13 protein-coding genes are annotated in these 16,889 nt (G+C 48.5%); 3 read left to right on the top strand and 10 right to left on the bottom strand.

The annotated features are described in order from the left end of the window. The first annotated feature begins 73 nt into the window (after positions 1–73). The 3 genes from ACIDITHRIX25_RS83905 (at position 74) to ACIDITHRIX25_RS83895 (ending at position 4,207) form a co-directional block, all read left to right on the top strand. Positions 74–1,423: a class II 3-deoxy-7-phosphoheptulonate synthase gene (locus tag ACIDITHRIX25_RS83905; RefSeq protein ID WP_052604084.1), complete on the top strand. Its 1,350-nt coding sequence runs from the start codon at positions 74–76 to the stop codon at positions 1,421–1,423. A gap of 313 nt (positions 1,424–1,736) precedes the next feature. Beyond that, on the top strand, positions 1,737–3,371 hold the full coding sequence (locus ACIDITHRIX25_RS83900; protein WP_201732027.1) for a glycoside hydrolase family 25 domain-containing protein: 1,635 nt from the start codon (positions 1,737–1,739) through the stop codon (positions 3,369–3,371). Positions 3,372–3,775: 404 nt separating this feature from the next. After that, positions 3,776–4,207, top strand: a complete 432-nt coding sequence (locus tag ACIDITHRIX25_RS83895; protein ID WP_201732026.1) for an SRPBCC family protein — start codon at positions 3,776–3,778, stop codon at positions 4,205–4,207. A 459-nt stretch (positions 4,208–4,666) separates the two neighbouring features. On the opposite strand, the gene ACIDITHRIX25_RS83890 is transcribed toward ACIDITHRIX25_RS83895, so the two are convergent. From ACIDITHRIX25_RS83890 to mrdA, 10 genes are all read right to left on the bottom strand, one after another. Next, complete coding sequence (locus ACIDITHRIX25_RS83890) at positions 4,667–5,353, bottom strand: histidine phosphatase family protein (protein ID WP_201732025.1); 687 nt, start codon at positions 5,351–5,353, stop codon at positions 4,667–4,669. Between the two features lie 59 nt (positions 5,354–5,412). Continuing rightward, entirely contained in the window at positions 5,413–6,834 is a 1,422-nt protein-coding gene (locus tag ACIDITHRIX25_RS83885; protein WP_052604088.1) for a vWA domain-containing protein, read from the bottom strand. Between the two features lie 9 nt (positions 6,835–6,843). After that, positions 6,844–7,683 carry an AAA family ATPase gene (locus ACIDITHRIX25_RS83880; protein WP_349632178.1) on the bottom strand — a complete coding sequence of 280 codons (840 nt, stop codon included), beginning with the start codon at positions 7,681–7,683 and terminating at the stop codon, positions 6,844–6,846. Positions 7,684–7,756: 73 nt separating this feature from the next. After that, the gene (locus ACIDITHRIX25_RS83875; protein ID WP_201732023.1) at positions 7,757–9,019 is read right to left on the bottom strand and encodes a glutamate-5-semialdehyde dehydrogenase; all 1,263 of its coding nucleotides are present in this window, start codon (positions 9,017–9,019) and stop codon (positions 7,757–7,759) included. Between the two features lie 163 nt (positions 9,020–9,182). Next, complete coding sequence (gene proB / locus ACIDITHRIX25_RS83870) at positions 9,183–10,274, bottom strand: glutamate 5-kinase (protein WP_052604091.1); 1,092 nt, start codon at positions 10,272–10,274, stop codon at positions 9,183–9,185. 160 nt (positions 10,275–10,434) lie between these two features. After that, a complete protein-coding gene (obgE, locus tag ACIDITHRIX25_RS83865; RefSeq protein ID WP_052604092.1) occupies positions 10,435–11,715 on the bottom strand; it encodes a GTPase ObgE in 1,281 nt (426 codons plus the stop codon). A gap of 94 nt (positions 11,716–11,809) precedes the next feature. Next, entirely contained in the window at positions 11,810–12,055 is a 246-nt protein-coding gene (gene rpmA, locus ACIDITHRIX25_RS83860) for a 50S ribosomal protein L27 (RefSeq protein WP_052604093.1), read from the bottom strand. 77 nt (positions 12,056–12,132) lie between these two features. Beyond that, positions 12,133–12,438 carry a 50S ribosomal protein L21 gene (rplU, locus tag ACIDITHRIX25_RS83855; RefSeq protein ID WP_052604094.1) on the bottom strand — a complete coding sequence of 102 codons (306 nt, stop codon included), beginning with the start codon at positions 12,436–12,438 and terminating at the stop codon, positions 12,133–12,135. A 23-nt stretch (positions 12,439–12,461) separates the two neighbouring features. Further along, positions 12,462–14,357 (bottom strand): Rne/Rng family ribonuclease, encoded by a 1,896-nt coding sequence (locus tag ACIDITHRIX25_RS83850; RefSeq protein ID WP_052604095.1) that lies wholly within the window; start codon positions 14,355–14,357, stop codon positions 12,462–12,464. Between the two features lie 432 nt (positions 14,358–14,789). After that, complete coding sequence (mrdA, locus tag ACIDITHRIX25_RS83845; RefSeq protein ID WP_201732022.1) at positions 14,790–16,883, bottom strand: penicillin-binding protein 2; 2,094 nt, start codon at positions 16,881–16,883, stop codon at positions 14,790–14,792. Positions 16,884–16,889 lie beyond the last annotated feature (6 nt).

The raw sequence follows: 16,889 nt of genomic DNA, 5'->3' as shown, positions 1-16,889 counted from the left end.
CCTGAAAATGCCGGAGGGCTTACTCAAAGAGCGGTTGACAAAAATATGGAACTTGGGTTAGAGGTAAATTAATATGGAGACATCGGTGTGGACGCCTGACTCGTGGAGGAGACTCCCGATCGCCCAACAACCCGATTGGGACGACCCGAGCGAATTAGACGCGGTAGAAAAAGAACTGGGCAGCTACGCGCCTTTAGTTTATCCTTCTGAGATTCGAGAGCTCCAAAGCCAGCTCGCTAAAGCGGCTAAGGGTCAAGCCTTCGTGCTCCAAGCTGGAGACTGCGCGGAGTCATTCAACGACTTTTCAGCCGACGTAGTAAGAAACAAGTTGCGAGTCATCTTGCAAATGGCAGTAGTTCTAACTTATTCATCAGGGGTTCCAGTAATCAAAGTTGGCCGGATAGCGGGCCAATTCGCAAAACCAAGATCCTCTCCGATGGAAAAAATCAACGGCCAACTGCTTCCGGTATTTCGAGGGCATATAGTAAACGACGATGAAGCCTCGATCGACGCAAGAAGACCCGACCCCAAAAGACTCCTCAGGGCCTACCATCAGTCGAGTGCCACCTTGAACCTACTGAGATCGTTGACACGCGGCGGCTTCTCAGACCTCTCCAGGGTGCACACCTGGAATCAAGAGTTCGTCGCATCATCAGCCGAAGGCCAAGCCTATGACGCGGTGGCCACTGAAATTGAGCGGGCTCTAAAGTTCATGGCCGCCTGTGGTATCGACCTTGAACGGGAAGAAACCCTTAGAAAAGTCGACTTTTGGACGTCACACGAGGCTCTTCTGCTTGGGTACGAATCGGCTATGACCAGATATGACCGGACCTCTAAAACCTATCTGGATCTTTCGTCGCATACAATTTGGATCGGCGAACGTACTCGCGAGCTCAATCATGCGCACATGGAATTCTTTAGCGGTATCTCTAATCCGATCGGTTGCAAGATAGGTCCAAGTGCAACACCAAAAGAAGTCATTGAAATCTGTGAAAAACTAAATCCCATGAGGATACCTGGCAGACTTAGCCTCGTCTCTCGAATGGGCTCAGAAAAGGTCCAATCAGTACTTCCCAAGCTGATAAGCGCGGTTCAACAAGCAAACCATCCCGTCATTTGGTCCTGTGATCCGATGCACGGAAACACATTTGTCTCAGAAAATGGCTTTAAAACTCGAAACCTAGAGCAAGTAATTGACGAGGTTAGGGGATTCTTTCTAGTGCATCGCTCCCTTGGCACATGGCCCGGAGGACTCCACGTGGAGCTCACCGGCGAAGACGTGACAGAATGTCTCGGTGGTTCAGCCACGGTAAACGAAGAGGACCTAGATACCGCCTACAACACTATCTGTGATCCAAGATTGAATGCTAGGCAGAGTTTAGATCTCGCCTACCGGGTTGCGGAGATGTTAATAGGTGACTGACACAGCCGACATGTTGTCACCATGAACACTTGGATGGTCATTTAATACTGCCACTCCGGGTGCTATTTCAGACCACTGCGCAACGACAAGCTATACACGTGATGGCACAGCCTGCCCAAAAATCACGAATTATTCCAGCTCAAATGGATTAATCATCGATTTAAACCGCTAGTAGGTTCAGTAATGTGCGCTTTGGTCGATACAAGCAACATAATAAAAACATCTCTGGGTGAGGTTTAAAGCGCTCGACTTCCTTCCTCAACCATGACAAAAGCAATTATCAACTTAGAAAATTGGATGCGGAGTTTCCACTATGACAAAGCTAAAGTACGCAAAAGCAATTATCGGCTCGTGCGCGCTGGTGGCAGGCGCTGGTCTAGCACAGGCATCCCCACACCACGTCCTTGGCCGGCTAGCAAGCCCACAAAAGCTGTTTCACACAGCAAAGCTCACGGCAGCAACAACGATATCCGGATACCGCCTAATCAGCGCAAACGGAACCGTCTATACACACGGTGGGGATCGATTTTTTGGGGATGCCCATACCCTTTCGCTTGCTGAACCAATTGTTGGTTCAGCGCCCACTCCAGATGGCCTTGGCTATTGGTTGGTCGCTTCTGACGGTGGGATATTTTCCTACGGGGATGCGGCCTTCTATGGCTCAACCGGTGCAATGAGACTCAATAAGCCAATAGTGGGGATGGCCTCGACACCAGATGGCAAGGGATATTGGTTGGTCGCCTCTGACGGTGGGATATTTTCCTTTGGGGATGCAGCCTTCTATGGCTCAACCGGTGCAATGACCCTAAATAAGCCAATAGTGGGGATGGCCTCGACACCAGATGGCAAGGGATATTGGTTGGTCGCCTCTGACGGTGGGATATTTTCCTTTGGGGATGCGGCCTTCCATGGCTCAACCGGTGCAATGACCCTAAATAAGCCAATAGTGGGGATGGCCTCGACACCAGATGGCAAGGGATATTGGTTGGTCGCCTCTGACGGTGGGATATTTTCCTTTGGGGATGCGGCCTTCCATGGCTCAACCGGTGCAATCAAACTCAATAAGCCGATAGTGGGCATGCAGGCAACGCCAACTGGAGCAGGATATTGGTTGGTCGCCTCTGACGGTGGGATATTTTCCTTTGGGGATGCCAGCTATTACGGATCCCAAGGCGGTTCACAACTAACTTCTCCAATCATTGGAATCAACACCTCGAACCAAACTGTGGCGACAGCCTCTGGGGCTACTGGCTTTGACGTTAGCAACTTCCAATGCGCCAGCACGGCATCTCCAGCCACTGGCACGTTCGCAATCATAGAAGTAAATGGCTGGCCATTTTCCGCCACCAATCCTTGTATTACCAAAGAAGCCTCCTGGGCGGGAAACAACTATCAGCTCTACACATTCTTAGCACTTCCGATTTCAGGAAACACGTCGAATCCCACCTGGAACCCATCCACCCCAACTACCGATTATTCTGTCGGGCCAAAGAGCACTACTGATATTGCATCTCAGGCTTACAACTATGGATACAACGCCGCAAAATATTCCTATGCGGCTGCCTCGAGCCAAGGAGCAACTTCCAACATATGGTGGATCGACGTTGAGGGTGCCACGAACTATTGGAGCCAGATTCCGTCCCTAAACGTAGCCGCTATACAAGGTGCCGCTGACTACCTAAGTTCGACCGGCGTTGTGGTCGGCCTTTACTCAGGGAATGCAGGGATGTACGCACAGATCACGACTGGCACAACCAGCGGAGCCGGGGCGATAATAGCGGGGGCAAAAGGTGGTCCAATACCCCTATGGTTCTACTCTGCAAGCGGAAGCGCCGCGTGTACAGCCACCACGAATCCATCGGGAAACCTAAATCCGTTCGCCGGAGGTATCCCTTGGTACATTCAAAGTCAGCTTCCAAACGGTATGGACGTAGACTACTCGTGCTAGGTTCCACACAGAGGGCGATCTAAGGCTACCCATAAATTTAGGCGCAAAGCAACGGTCTAGCTTGCATTGATAATTCGTGCCATTAGTTACATCTTGGAAAAGATACTTCAGTGGAAAAACTTGCAAAATAAGAGATTCCAAAGGTCCAAGCTAGGTCGTTAGCGCCAAGTGAATTTCAACAGTGGACTATTGCTGGCACCACTAAAGACTCTAAGGCAAGAAATTAGCGTACCTATCATTGAGATGGACAACCTACCACAGCTATCGATTAGGGCAAACATTGCAGTTCAATCTTATGTCGCAAAGCAAAAGCAAGTGAGCCACCACCGCACTCTTTAATATAAAGTGCCAATAAGTCAATAGAACCCTCATTATCCTCCTAAGATCGCAGTCGGAGGAGTTAGATGAAAAATAGAGTTATATCAGAGTCCATAGAAGTTAACACAAGCGCGTCAAACGTCTTTGATCTACTGGCCCAACCCAAAAAGCATTCAAGCTTCGACGGCTCGAATTCGGTGAAAGGTAACATCTCTGGACCAGACCGTCTCTACCTAGGAGCCAAATTCTCAATGTCAATGAAACTTGGAATTCCTTACCGTATTACAAATGAGGTCGTTGAATTCGAAGAGGGGCGCGTCATCGCTTGGCGCCATTGGGGCCATCACATTTGGCGCTATGAACTTTTAGAGCTAGATGCCTCCAGATGCAGGGTCACCGAAACGTTCGACTATCGCAACGCTAGGAGCCCAAAGATGCTCGAACTAACTAAAGCTCCAAAAACGAATCAAAGATCGATAATTGCCACCTTGAATCGTATAGCAAAACTTTACTCTTGAGGACTCCACTGTTTGAGGCCGGACAATAAGCTCTCTGTGCGAGCGATTGGTTGGGTGGTTGATAGATGGATAGATTGATTGCGTTTATCCAGCAATTTTATGGATATTCATGGATTCTAAGACATTACAACTAATAACAAATAATAGGCGATAAGACTGGCATCTTTCGCAATTGATAGTCATTGGGCGCATTTAAAGATTCAATAGATGGATTTGCCTCATCCCGATCTTTGAAATGTGTCATTACCTAGGAATATCGGTACTCAAAATGATTGATTATGACTAGCGCCATTGCAATTGATAGTAGACACCAAATCCTCAACCAAATTTCGCCCAGTCTATTATAATAATGGCAAGTCGACACTTCACAAAGACTCTTACAATCTCCTTGTCTATCAAGCGCTGCGGATCACATGGATCTCTTCGCATCTCAATTAATCCTGTTGATCGCCACAAAACCTATCTGGCGTGAACTGGATATATCTCTTGGATATTTGCACCTAAAAAGCTCGAAAGACGAGGGGTTCTAGCCCCCTCAATTGAGTCACGACAGACCAAAAGCGAATGAACGCTTGCGGTCTCAATGACGTATTGTTTGAGAGAGGTAACTCCGGTTCCCTTGCATATTGCATAAGCACTAGATATTGGACCTCGGTGCGTAAATACAAAGGTCGGACCTTCGCGTGCGTCCTGTCCCGCCGCCAAAAGTGCGTTACTAGCCTCCGCCAAAAGTTCTCCCAAGCAGAGGTCTACCCTGTCGTACATTTGCACGATTGACTCGCCACCCGGGCCAATCGCAGAGTCAATTTTGACCTCCACCAAGCTCAGGTTCGCCCATGCCTTACCATCGTCTTCTCCTGGATCTATCTCACAAAGGCCACAGAGGCGTTCTATGACACTTGGATCGATCCCAATCGCTAACTGAGCAGTCTGAGTTGTTCGCAAAATCGACGAGGCCACCACCCTTGAAGAAGAGATTGTAGAGAATTTCGAAGACAAAAATTCCCCTAGCTCAAGCGATTGAGTCATCCCAAATGAACTCAAGCCTCTACAGCCAAGATGTCCCCCAACAACCATATCCAAGGTGGATTGCGACTCCCCGTGACGAATCAAGATAAGCTCGATGAACCCTTTAGCCTTTTCCATCGCCCTCAAATACTCCCGGTCAAAGATTTCTAGGTTAGGTTCATAATCTTCAAGAAAACCTAACCTAGACGATCCACGAACTCTTCAAGCTGACGCAAATTCCGACATTCAACTACGCTGTCACAATATTTAGCGTACTCAGAGATGATCGAATCTCCAGAATTCCAATAGTTAGAGGGCTCTGGATTCAGCCAAAAAAGAGCTCTTGCATTTCTCCTAAGCTTGGCCAACAATTCCGCACGCGAGGAATGGTAATTGTTTCTGGCATCTCCCAAGATGATTATGGTCGACTTTTTATTAATCGATCTACCATATCGCTCTTCAAATTGCGACAGCGCATTTCCGTAGTCGGTATGGCCATCGATGTGAACAACATTGGCCTTGGTGTTTATATCTCGCAAAGCATCTTCGATGGAGGAGGCAGCATCGAAGTAGGCCGTAACCTCGTCACAAGCGTCGATGAAGACAAAACTCCTCACCTTCGAAAATTGCTCAGAGAGGGCGTAGACGAGTTGCAGCGCAAAACGAGCAAAGGACGAGACGGAGCCCGAAATGTCAGCAACGATAAATATCTCTGGCTTAGAGGGCCGTGGTGAACGAAACTTCAACGCCATAGGTACGCCGCCATAACCCAATGATTCGCGAAAGGTCTTGCGAAAATCTAAGCCGCCCTTATGGCCAAGGCGTCGTCGCCGAGCCAAACGTGCGGCAAGCTTGTTCGCGAGAGGATTTATCGCGTGGCGAATTTTAGCTATCTCATCACGGGATGCCTGCATGAATTCGATATCTTCTGGAAGCGTAGGTCGCATAGTCTTAGCAACCGCTCTGGCACCACGATCCTCAACTAATAGCTGGCGCACCTCGTCAGCGACTGCAGAGCGAAGATTGGATAATAGTTCTTGTAGATCGTTTTCAACGACTGCGTCTGACATCTTGCCACCATCTAAGTCGCCAGATCGCGCCTCTCGTAACGCATCGTAGATCATCTCGATATTTAGTTGCTTTAGGGTCCTGTAGGTATAGTAGACACCACTTACTGCGCGTCCTGGCTCCATACCTGCATATCTAGCTACCGCTCCGCGTGCCAAACGCGACAGCCGAGCACGATCATTCTCCAAAAGCGCCTTTATGATCCAACTGCGCAGTTCACCTCCGGAGTCCCCTTGGTCGCGCGCCCCTTGAATCTCCGATCCCTTGGAGTCGTCACCCTCGCCCTCATGGTCTGGGGCCAGACCATGAGGGTCTTCAATCTCCAAAGAAGACCTTGATCTCTTTGAAAAAAAGACATCAAAGATAAGGTCGAAGACTTCACTATGGGACTCATCCTTTACCAAGGTGGCATAAAGGGCAACCCGAAAGGAGCTTCTGTCGACTTCACCTATTGCCGATATTGCCCTACCTGCATCAACCACCTCAGTCATTGAAACGGGAACACCAGCAAGGCGCAAGGTCTCTGCAAAGTCTACGATCTGATCAAACATAGCGCTAACCTAGGAGACCTTAGACAATACTTTTTCAATGTCAGCCTGATATTTCAATAAGACATTGAGAGTTGAGATCACCATTGGCTGTTCAAGTTCAGTCGCCCCTAGTGTCATCAAAGTGATAGCCCAATCTAGCGACTCAGAGATAGATGGATGTTTCTTCAAATCCAATGTTCGAAGCATCGCCAAGAAATCAGCTATCGAATTAGCCAACGCACTTGAAAGCCCAGGAACGCGCATAGTCAAAATAGCCTTTTCGCGATCACGGTCAGGATAGCCAATGTGCAAAAACAGACATCGTCTCTTTAGGGCTTCAGAGAGTTCGCGAGTATTATTCGACGTCAGAATTACAAGCGGATGACGAGTGGCGCTAATCGTACCATATTCAGGTATGGTGACCTGAAAATCTGAAAGTAATTCCAAGAATAGGGCTTCGGTCTCAACCTCGACCCGATCGATCTCGTCGATCAGCAAGACGGCGGGGGCCGATGTAACTATTGCCTTCAGCAATGGGCGATAGAGCAGGAACTCACTTGAAAAGATGTCGGACTTTACTTCATCCCACTCCGCCGAAGCACCCGAGGCTTGTGCTGACTGAATCCTAAGCAACTGCTTTGAATAATTCCACTCGTAGATGGCTTTAGCATCGTCCAAACCTTCATAACATTGGAGGCGAATCAGTTCGGCACCCAACGAGCTCGAGAGAGCTTTTGCCAACTCGGTTTTACCGGTTCCCGCTGGTCCTTCAACTAATATTGGCTTGCGAAGAACTATTGATAGAAATACAGTAGTTGAAATCGTCCTGTTGGAGAGGTACTTAGCCCCCAATAGGGCCTCATCTACCATTTCGATAGTCTTAAATTCCTGTCCGGTTGATATATAATCCTGATTCAATTGCATCTTTCTAAATATTATGTAATCAGGATCTAACCTGACCACTGCCTTCTATCACATACTTCTCAGTTGTGAGTTCAACTAAGCCCATTGGCCCTCTAGCATGAAGCTTTTGAGTACTAATTCCGATCTCAGCACCTAGTCCCAACTGATTACCGTCTACGAATCGTGTCGATGCATTTACCAAAACTGCAGCAGCGTCAACTCTTTCGCAAAAATAATTTGCATTGGCGTAACTCTCAGTGATAATCGCTTCTGAGTGACCGGTTCCAAAGCGCCTGATATGGTCGATCGCATCGGGCATATCATCAACTATCTTCACCGCTAGGACCAAATCCAGAAACTCATTCGCATAATCGTCATCCGTCGCCAAAAGTGCCCGCGGAACGATAGCCGTCGTATTGAGATCACCTCGCAATTGAACCGATGAGAGCCTCTCATCCAATGCGCTTAGAAGTTGGCGAGCAATCTTTGTATGTATCAAAACAGTCTCTACCGCATTGCATACACCGGGCCTTTGTACCTTGGAGTTCTCGATGATCTCGATCGCCATCTCAATGTTCGCGCTCTCATCGACATAGATGTGACAGTTTCCATCGCCATCAATTACATATGGCACTGTGGCATTTTCTTTTATAGCCTCGACCAAAGATCTACCACCTCGCGGGATCAAAAGATCAATCTTGCCATTCAACCTCATGAACTCACCAGCTGAGGCACGATCGGTGAAAGGAATCAAAGTTATAACATCTGGGCTCAATCCAACTTCACCAATTGCACCCCGCAACAGTGTTGCTATCACCCGATTGGAATTTATTGCAGCAGACGATCCTCGCAAAAGAGCGACATTCCCGGACTTAAGACAAAGTGCGCCCGCATCGGAAGTAACGTTGGGTCGGTTTTCGTATATAATCCCGACAACCCCCAATGGCACACGAACCTTTCGAACATTAAGTCCATTAGCCAATCGATAGCCGCTCGTTACTTGCCCTATTGGATCTGGCAATTTAATGATCTCTTTTATCTGTTGGGCCATTGCCAATACTCGATTGTGATCCAGCCTCAATCTATCGATAGCAGTCGAGGCGAGACCGAGCTCACTAGCCATTTTGAGATCGATCTCATTAGCAGCCAATATCTCATCACTATGGGCCAAAATTTCTTGTGCCATCATGGCTAGAGCAGCATTCTTGGTGCTTGTGGAAGCCGTAGCGACTACCTGGGTTGCACTCTTTGCGCCTTGGGCGAGCTCCTCTAAGGATAGATCTCTTTCTTCACTTGGTTCCATACCATTAAAGACTAACCTAAGCGGCCCGGTTCAAGTGGTCCAAATTAATATGGGCGAACTTAGGAAATCTCCAACATAGAGATCCAATTTCCAGCCACGTACTGCTCAAAAACAATTTAAACCAAAAATGAGCCATGGAACGGCGACAACATGGGAACTTAGGTCACTCAAGAACGATAAGGTCGTCCCTATGGATCAAGACCGATGAGAACTCAGAGCCGAGTTGACTCTTATCAGCATCCATAAGCCTCAAGAGATCGACGCCAGAGATCCGGGCCAGGCCCTTAGCGACCACCTCTCCAGAGAGTGCTCGCACCTCTATTGCTGATCCTACTTCAAAAGAATCGCCGACGTTTCTGACTCCCACATACAAGAGAGAAGAGCCACCTTGAGTAATCGCTCTACGTGCACCTTCATCTATCGTTACAAAACCATCAATTGGAAGCGCAAAAGCAATCCATAATTTACGAGCCGCCAATCGGCGCCTGCTCTTGGCCACCCAAGTACCTATTCCAGCAACTCGTTCAATAGCGTCATCTAGTGAGCTTGCATTTGAAGCCGAGGTGATCAAAGTCTCAACTCCCGACCAGGCCGCAATTCTAGCAGCCATCACTTTGGTCATCATGCCACCACTGCCGCGAGTCGTCCCTCTACCACCAGCCATGGCAGCCAACTCTCTTGAGACCTCTTCAACCTGTTCAATCAAGGTGGCGTCTTCAAAAATCCGTGGATCGCCAGAAAACAGACCATCTTGGTCGGTCAAAAGAACTAAAGTGTCGGCACCAACCAAACCTGCAACTAATGCCGCAATTCGATCGTTGTCCCCCAAGCGAATTTCGTCATCGGCGATCGCATCATTCTCATTTACAATCGGGATAACTCCCATCTCAAGCATTCTCGAAAGAGTAGCTTTAGCCGATAGGTATTGTCGCCGTTCCATAAAGTCTGAACCAGAGAGCAAGATCTGCCCCGCAAGCAAGCCCTCGAGGCTAAAGCGCTTGGCGTAATAGTCAAAAAGACGCCCTTGACCTACGCCAGATGCCACTTGGAGGAGATCCATCTCCGTCGGCCTATCGCCAGTCAAGCCAAGCATCCCTAAGCCAATAGCGATAGCCCCTGAAGTAACCACGACTACCTTGTGGCCCGACTTGGAAACCTTGACTATTTGCGAGCAGAGCGAATTCAATGTCGCTTCATTTATCTCAAATTCGTCCGTCGTAACAGATGACGAGCCAATCTTGACAACCAAATTCACCTTGGATCAAACCTCTACACTTTTACCAATCAAGTACCAATCAAGTAAGTCATAAATAGTGCGATCGGATTTCAAAAGCAGATCTAAAATCTTTCGCGATCGCATTTTGCAAAGTAGCAATAGTTACTCATAGCCATATTGGCGAAGGTTCTCGAGCCATTTAGTCGCGATAATATATAAATTCAAACTCCCCGATAGCCACTTCATCGCCATCGGTAGCTCCAGCTCGCACCAAAGATCGATATACCCCGAGATGATATAGTCGCGTATGGATATATTCTCTAGCATCAGGCGTAGTCACATCAGATAGAGCTACCGCTCGCTCTGCTGCACGCCCTGACACTCTGAATCGATTGGGCGCCTCACGATCGACACTATAGCCTTCGGTTGAGAGATTTATAACAATTTCATCGCTTGTAGCATCCATTGGCGTGACCTCTTTGGCGTTGGACACCTTCTCGGCTAAGACCTTTGTTAGCTCTGAAATCCCCATCCTTGTGACCGCGGAGATAACGAAATCCGCATCTACGCCGAAATAGTCACCTGGGTTCGCAATTATCTCTGGATCAAGGGTATCTGCCTTAGAGATGACTACTTCACAGGGTCGCTCTAAGAGATCTGGCATATATGCGCCAAGCTCTTGTTGGAGGATCTCGTATTGATCCAACACAGCCTTACCTTGGGATTCAAGACCATCTAACAAATAAACAAGAACGCGGGCCCGTTCGATATGTCGGAGAAATTCATGGCCAAGTCCACGCCCTTCTGAGGCACCTTCGATTAAACCTGGAATATCAGCGACAACATATTCAGAAAAATTAGAGCTGTCGCCCAAACGCACGACGCCCAAATTGGGCTTTAAAGTAGTGAATGGATAGTCAGCTATCTTTGGTTGGGCGCGACTCATAACCGAGATCAAAGTTGACTTACCCGCATTCGGAAAACCAACCAGCGCGACATCGGCACGAAGCTTCAATTCGAGGTTGAACCAAAACTCCTCGCCCTTCTCGCCTTGTTCTGCGAAGGTAGGAGCACGACGCTTATTGGCTAGAAATCGTGCATTTCCTCGCCCGCCTTGACCCCCCTTTGCTGCCACATAACGCATCCCGGGAAGAGAGAGATCACAAAGAGCTAAGCCTTCGAGGTCATGAACTACCGTACCGGTAGGAACCCGAACAACCAGCTCCTTGCCACGATGGCCATGGCGAGCTTTGCCCATTCCGTGAACGCCGCTCTCAGCCTTTCGAAAGGGTTGGTCGACGAACGTCAAGAGCGACACCATGTCGTCAGTGGCAAGCAAAACAACATTTCCTCCGTCACCACCGTCGCCTCCATCAGGGCCGCCCTTATCGACGTGAGCTTCACGGCGGAAAGATATTGATCCCGCACCACCGTCACCAGCCTTGACGTGCAGCTGGGCCTTGTCGACGAAACCTGACATACTATTCCTTTCAAAATGAATGAACCTCGGGTCTAACCGAGGTTCATTCATCAATTAGCGTCGGTCGCCATGGACCAAAATACCTCTAGTGGGTTTAGACGATGTCTACTAGACGTCGTCCCTTACGCTCGCCAAATTTGACTACGCCGTTAGCCATAGCAAATAGAGTGTCGTCCTTACCAAGGCCAACATTGATTCCAGGATGGAACCGAGTACCCCGTTGTCGAACCAAAATCGACCCTGCAGTGACGGTCATACCATCGAATACCTTCGCACCAAGGCGCTGGGCGTTAGAGTCTCTACCGTTTCTAGTAGATCCACCACCTTTAGTCTTTGACATTTCAACTCCTATCTATTATTAAGGTCAAAAAACGACCTAAAACCTTTCATTTGAGACCTTTTGGCCCAAAGAAATAGTTACTTTGCGATCTCGAGAACTTTGACCATTACATACTTTTGACGATGACCAAAGCGCCTGCGGTTGTTGGACTTATTCTTATATTTAAAGCCAACCACCTTGGGTCCTTTAGCGAAGCCTACAATTTCACCCCGTACCACAGAGTTAGCTGCGGCGGCACCGCTTACAACATTTTCTTCATCAACGACAAGGATTGGATTGAACTCAACGGAGTCTCCAATAAGACCATCTAGTAGCTCAAGTCGCACGGACTCGCCTACCGAAACTTTTTCCTGCTTGCCACCGGACTTAATAACTGCATACATAGGTTGAACAGTCTAGTGACTATCTAGAGAACTTCGACATCTAGAAATACCATCCCACGCCCCTTGCACGTAGGGCAGGCGTCTGAGAGCGCTTCGACTAATCCTTCAGAGACTCTCTGGCGAGTCATCTCTACTAAACCAAGCGAGGAGATGTCATATACTTGAGTCTTCGTCTTATCGCGCGAAAGCGAACCTTTGAGAGCTCTAAGAACGTCCTCTTTGTTGACCTCAACAGTCATGTCGATGAAATCAATAATTATGATTCCGCCAATATCGCGCAGTCGCAATTGTCGGGCTATCTCATCTGCAGCTTCAACATTCGTTTGGTGTATTGTCTCCTCCAGAGAGACCGTTCCTACGTGCTTACCTGTATTGACATCAACCACAGTCAAGGCTTCTGCGCGATCGATTATAAGATAACCACCTGACGGCAACCAAACCTTCCTGTCCATCGCCTTATGGAGTTGTTCGTGAACATGATGGACTTCAAAGAGCGGAAGTCCTGCTTCGGCTGGATCATAATACTCTACGCGATCAGCTAACTCAGGTGAGATGCTCCCCACATAGGAGTGAACCTCGTCATAGATATCTGCATCATCTATGATCACGCCTCTATAGTTTCTATTGAACTCCTCGCGAATTACTCGAACCGCAACGTTCGGCTCTGAATATAAAAGAGTTGGTGCATGTGCGACTTTAGCCTTGGCTTCAATAGCCTTCCACATCTCAACAAGTTGAGAGATGTCACGCCCAAGCTCATCAGCACTAGCGCCTTCTGCTGCAGTACGGACAATTACTCCAAAACCTTCCGGTTTCAGTTCGCCCAAAATACGCCGAAGTCGACGACGCTCGTCGTCAGGTAATCGCTTTGAGATACCGTAACTCTCCGAGTTTGGCACAAGAACGACAAATCGCCCAGGAAGCGACACCTCCTGGGTAAGACGAGCTCCTTTGGTCCCAATAGGGTTCTTGGTGACTTGGCAAAGAACTACTTGTCGCGGACGTAGAAGATGCTCAATTCTTACCTCGCGGGACGGAGCCTCAACTAAATCGTCACGGTCATAACGAACATCGCCCCGATATAGCACCGCATTTTTGGTTGTACCGATGTCAACAAATGCAGCCTCCATGCCCGCTAAGACATTTGTGACACGGCCCAGATAGATATTTCCATCTATCGCATTGGGATCCTGACCGACCTTAGAGACATAGTGTTCAATTAAGGTTCGTCCCTCGAGTACTGCGATCTGGACAAAATCATCGGCCTTGTGAACGCACATTAGGTACCGCCCTAGCGGCCGTCCATTTCTCGAGCGACCAATTCGTTGGTTGGCCCGGCGACTTCCACGAGTATCGGTCTTTGTCTCATTTGCCAGCTGAGAATCAACGCTATATCGCACTGGTTCATCTACGACGCCATATTGCCTTGACTTGGGGCCGCGCTTTCTACGCACAGGGTTTTGTGGCGCAGACGGCGATAGCTCCGTGCTTTCAGGGGTGGCTCTTGCGAAACGAGGAAGATGGGTTCGATGCTCTCGATCCTGATTTGGAAGATTCGAAGAGGGAGGAGCCTCATTTGATGCCTTTGGCGGAAGGACGCGCTTTGGTCGCCTGTCATTTGGCCTTTCGGTCTTAGGACTTACATTGCCTGGAACCTCGAGCGAGTCGCTCTGTGGCGGCTGGCCAGTCTGCCCTGTCGCATTCCTAGGACCCTGTGGACGTCGATTTCGGCTTCGCCTTGGTTGTGGGTTGGACGCCGAAGTCGCCTGCCCTTCTAATCTTGGCCTTTGACCATTCGAATTATTTGAACGAGATGGAGCGTTAGTAGCATCTTGGCTCGTTCGCTGATGCTCAACCGTTATCGGCGGTGGGATCAGGGGAGATTTTGAACTCTCCTCTGGATTATTACCTGTTGACATCTAAAACCTGCACTTCCTAAGTGTGATCTAGCGCCAAGGAACGGAAATCGAGTTAAACCTAATGTCGAAAATTCAGTGCTCGAAGGCCTCACGGTCCTCGATCGGTCAAACCTTTTACCTCCGTCGCAAAGACGCTCGGAAAAATTCAGGGTTCTCCCACGGGAATCAGATACTGACATTGTGCCGATAGAATACGAGAACCTTATAGCTATTAATGCCATAGGAATATACCGCACACCAATCAATTTCCAAAATTCGGGAAAATCCATTACATACAGTCTAGCCCACTCTTGAGTATCCCATTGAATGCGTAGTCGGTTACTTGATGCAACAAAGAATAAGTAAGCCTCAATCGAGCCGCCCAAAGTTCATTTGAAAGCTCCAGACTCTAGAAGATCTACAGATTGGAAGATCTCAAAAAACAAAAACGAACTAGCCCTTTTTCGTTGTGGTGGTTGTAGCTGGGGCAGTAGCAGAGCCACCAGTTTTTGACGCTCCACCCACGCCAGTAGTCGATGTTGTAGCTGTTGGGGTTGTCTTGATGCCATATCTAGCGTAGGTAGTAGCGCCGGCTGGAATATGAGGCTGGCCAAATGTGACGGGGGGAATGGTGTGAGTTCGAAGATAGTTAAAGATCGTACGAACAACAGGTGCCGCTCCACTTGTACCAAAACCACCGTGATCAACCACTACTGTAACAACATACTGTGGTTTGGGAAGTGGTCCGTAGGCCACGAACCACGCATTTGGCTCCAATCCTGTAACAGAAGCCGTTCCAGTCTTACCTGCCAATGGATAACTAGAAAGTGGAAAGCCAGAAAAGGTGCCATAAGCTGTTCCAAGGGGGTTCGAAATAACTCCAGCAAAGCCGGCTGACATCGCAGCTCTGTCCACAGCCGATAGGGGTACCTTGGCGGCAACCTTCGGAGCGAAGGTCTTGACCACCTTCCCATTCTGATTTACGATTCCGGCTACCATCTGTGGAACATACCTAGTACCGCCATTGGCAAAGGTTGCATAAGCATTCGCCATTTGAATTGGCGTAATCACGGTCTCACCCTGACCAAAGGCCATTTCCAATTGATCTGCTGTATACCAGGAGCTATAGGGATAAGCCTTCGGATACTTTTTATGCAATAGAGCCCTAAGAGCGGGTGAATCCACGAGGCCACTTGCCTCTCCTGGAAGATCAACCCCAGTTGGCGAGCCCCACCCATACTTAGCGGCCATATTCTGAATTGGAGAGGTGCCGTAAGTCTGCGTATTTGCATAAAACATGTAGCCAAGATTGTAAAAAAAGATATCGTCAGAGGCGGTGAGAGCTGTTGTTACATTGATCGATCCAAGGTGTTCAAAGCCAGAGTTGTGAAAGCTACACAGGCCGCTTCCAACTTTACAATTGGGGATATTGAAGATTCCCGTATCGTTATAGTAATAATATGGAGAGATCAAGCCAGAAGAGAGCGCCGCAGAGGCGGTAGCTAACTTAAAGGTCGACCCTGGCGTATATTCACCAGCAATAGCCCTATTGAAAGTCGGATCACCGTATTGGGGTAAGGTAATTTTGTTGTACGCCGCCTGAGATATGTTACCGACCCACACTGAAGGATTATAGGTCGGATACGATGCCATAGCAACGATAGCCCCAGTATTGACATTTTCAACGACAGCAGCACCGGAAAGATTCGTGAAGTATTGATGACGATATGGATCGTAGGTATGGCTCAACTTGGCAATCTGGCTTGAGAGCGCACTCTCTACTGCTTTTTGAAGGTTCAAGTCCATATTCAAAACCACGTTGTCACCCGGCTTTGGTGGAGTATTGGCAAGAGTTCCAACCACTTTGCCAGCAAAATTAACTTGCAAAGTCTTCTTGCCGGGAACTCCTCGAAGGTACTTCTCATAGCTTGCTTCAATTCCGGCCTGGCCAATCTGATCCCCGGCCTGATATCCGGCAGCCGCATATTGTGCCAATTGGCTGGCGGAGATCTGTCGCACATACCCCAAAACCTGAGATGCAGTGGTTCCCTCTGGATAGACCCGCTGTGTGCCAAGTGAGCTTGAAACCCCTGGAAATAGAGAAGGATGCTCCTTGATATAAATTATCTGTGCCTTCGTAACGTTATAAGCAACCGAAACCGGAGCATAAGGACTCTGTTGGGGACTGTTGTAAGCTGCTTGAATATTTGCCAAGGGAACACCTAGCTCAGTAGCTATATTCTTTAGAACCCATGGGGACTTGGTAACTATCGTTTGATCCACCGTCAAGGACTCGACGACCTGATTCCCAACGAGTAAATTCTGATTTCTATCCACGATTAGGCCACGAGGCGGCGATGTCACCACAGACCTAACCTGATTTTGAGTGGCAAGCGACCTATACGTCGACACTTGCAAAACTTGCAAGGTGTACAAACGAGCGATTAAAGCAACAAACAGAGCAAATACGGCGAAACCAACTGCTCGTATTCGCCTACGATCTGAGAGTGACCCCCGACCTGGCTCCTCTGAATCAAAAAAACTCATTCGACC

It is taken from the genome of Acidithrix sp. C25, assembly GCF_904848545.2.
The sequence above is the reverse complement of the archived record's forward strand: the minus strand, read 5'-3'. Positions and strand labels throughout refer to the sequence as shown.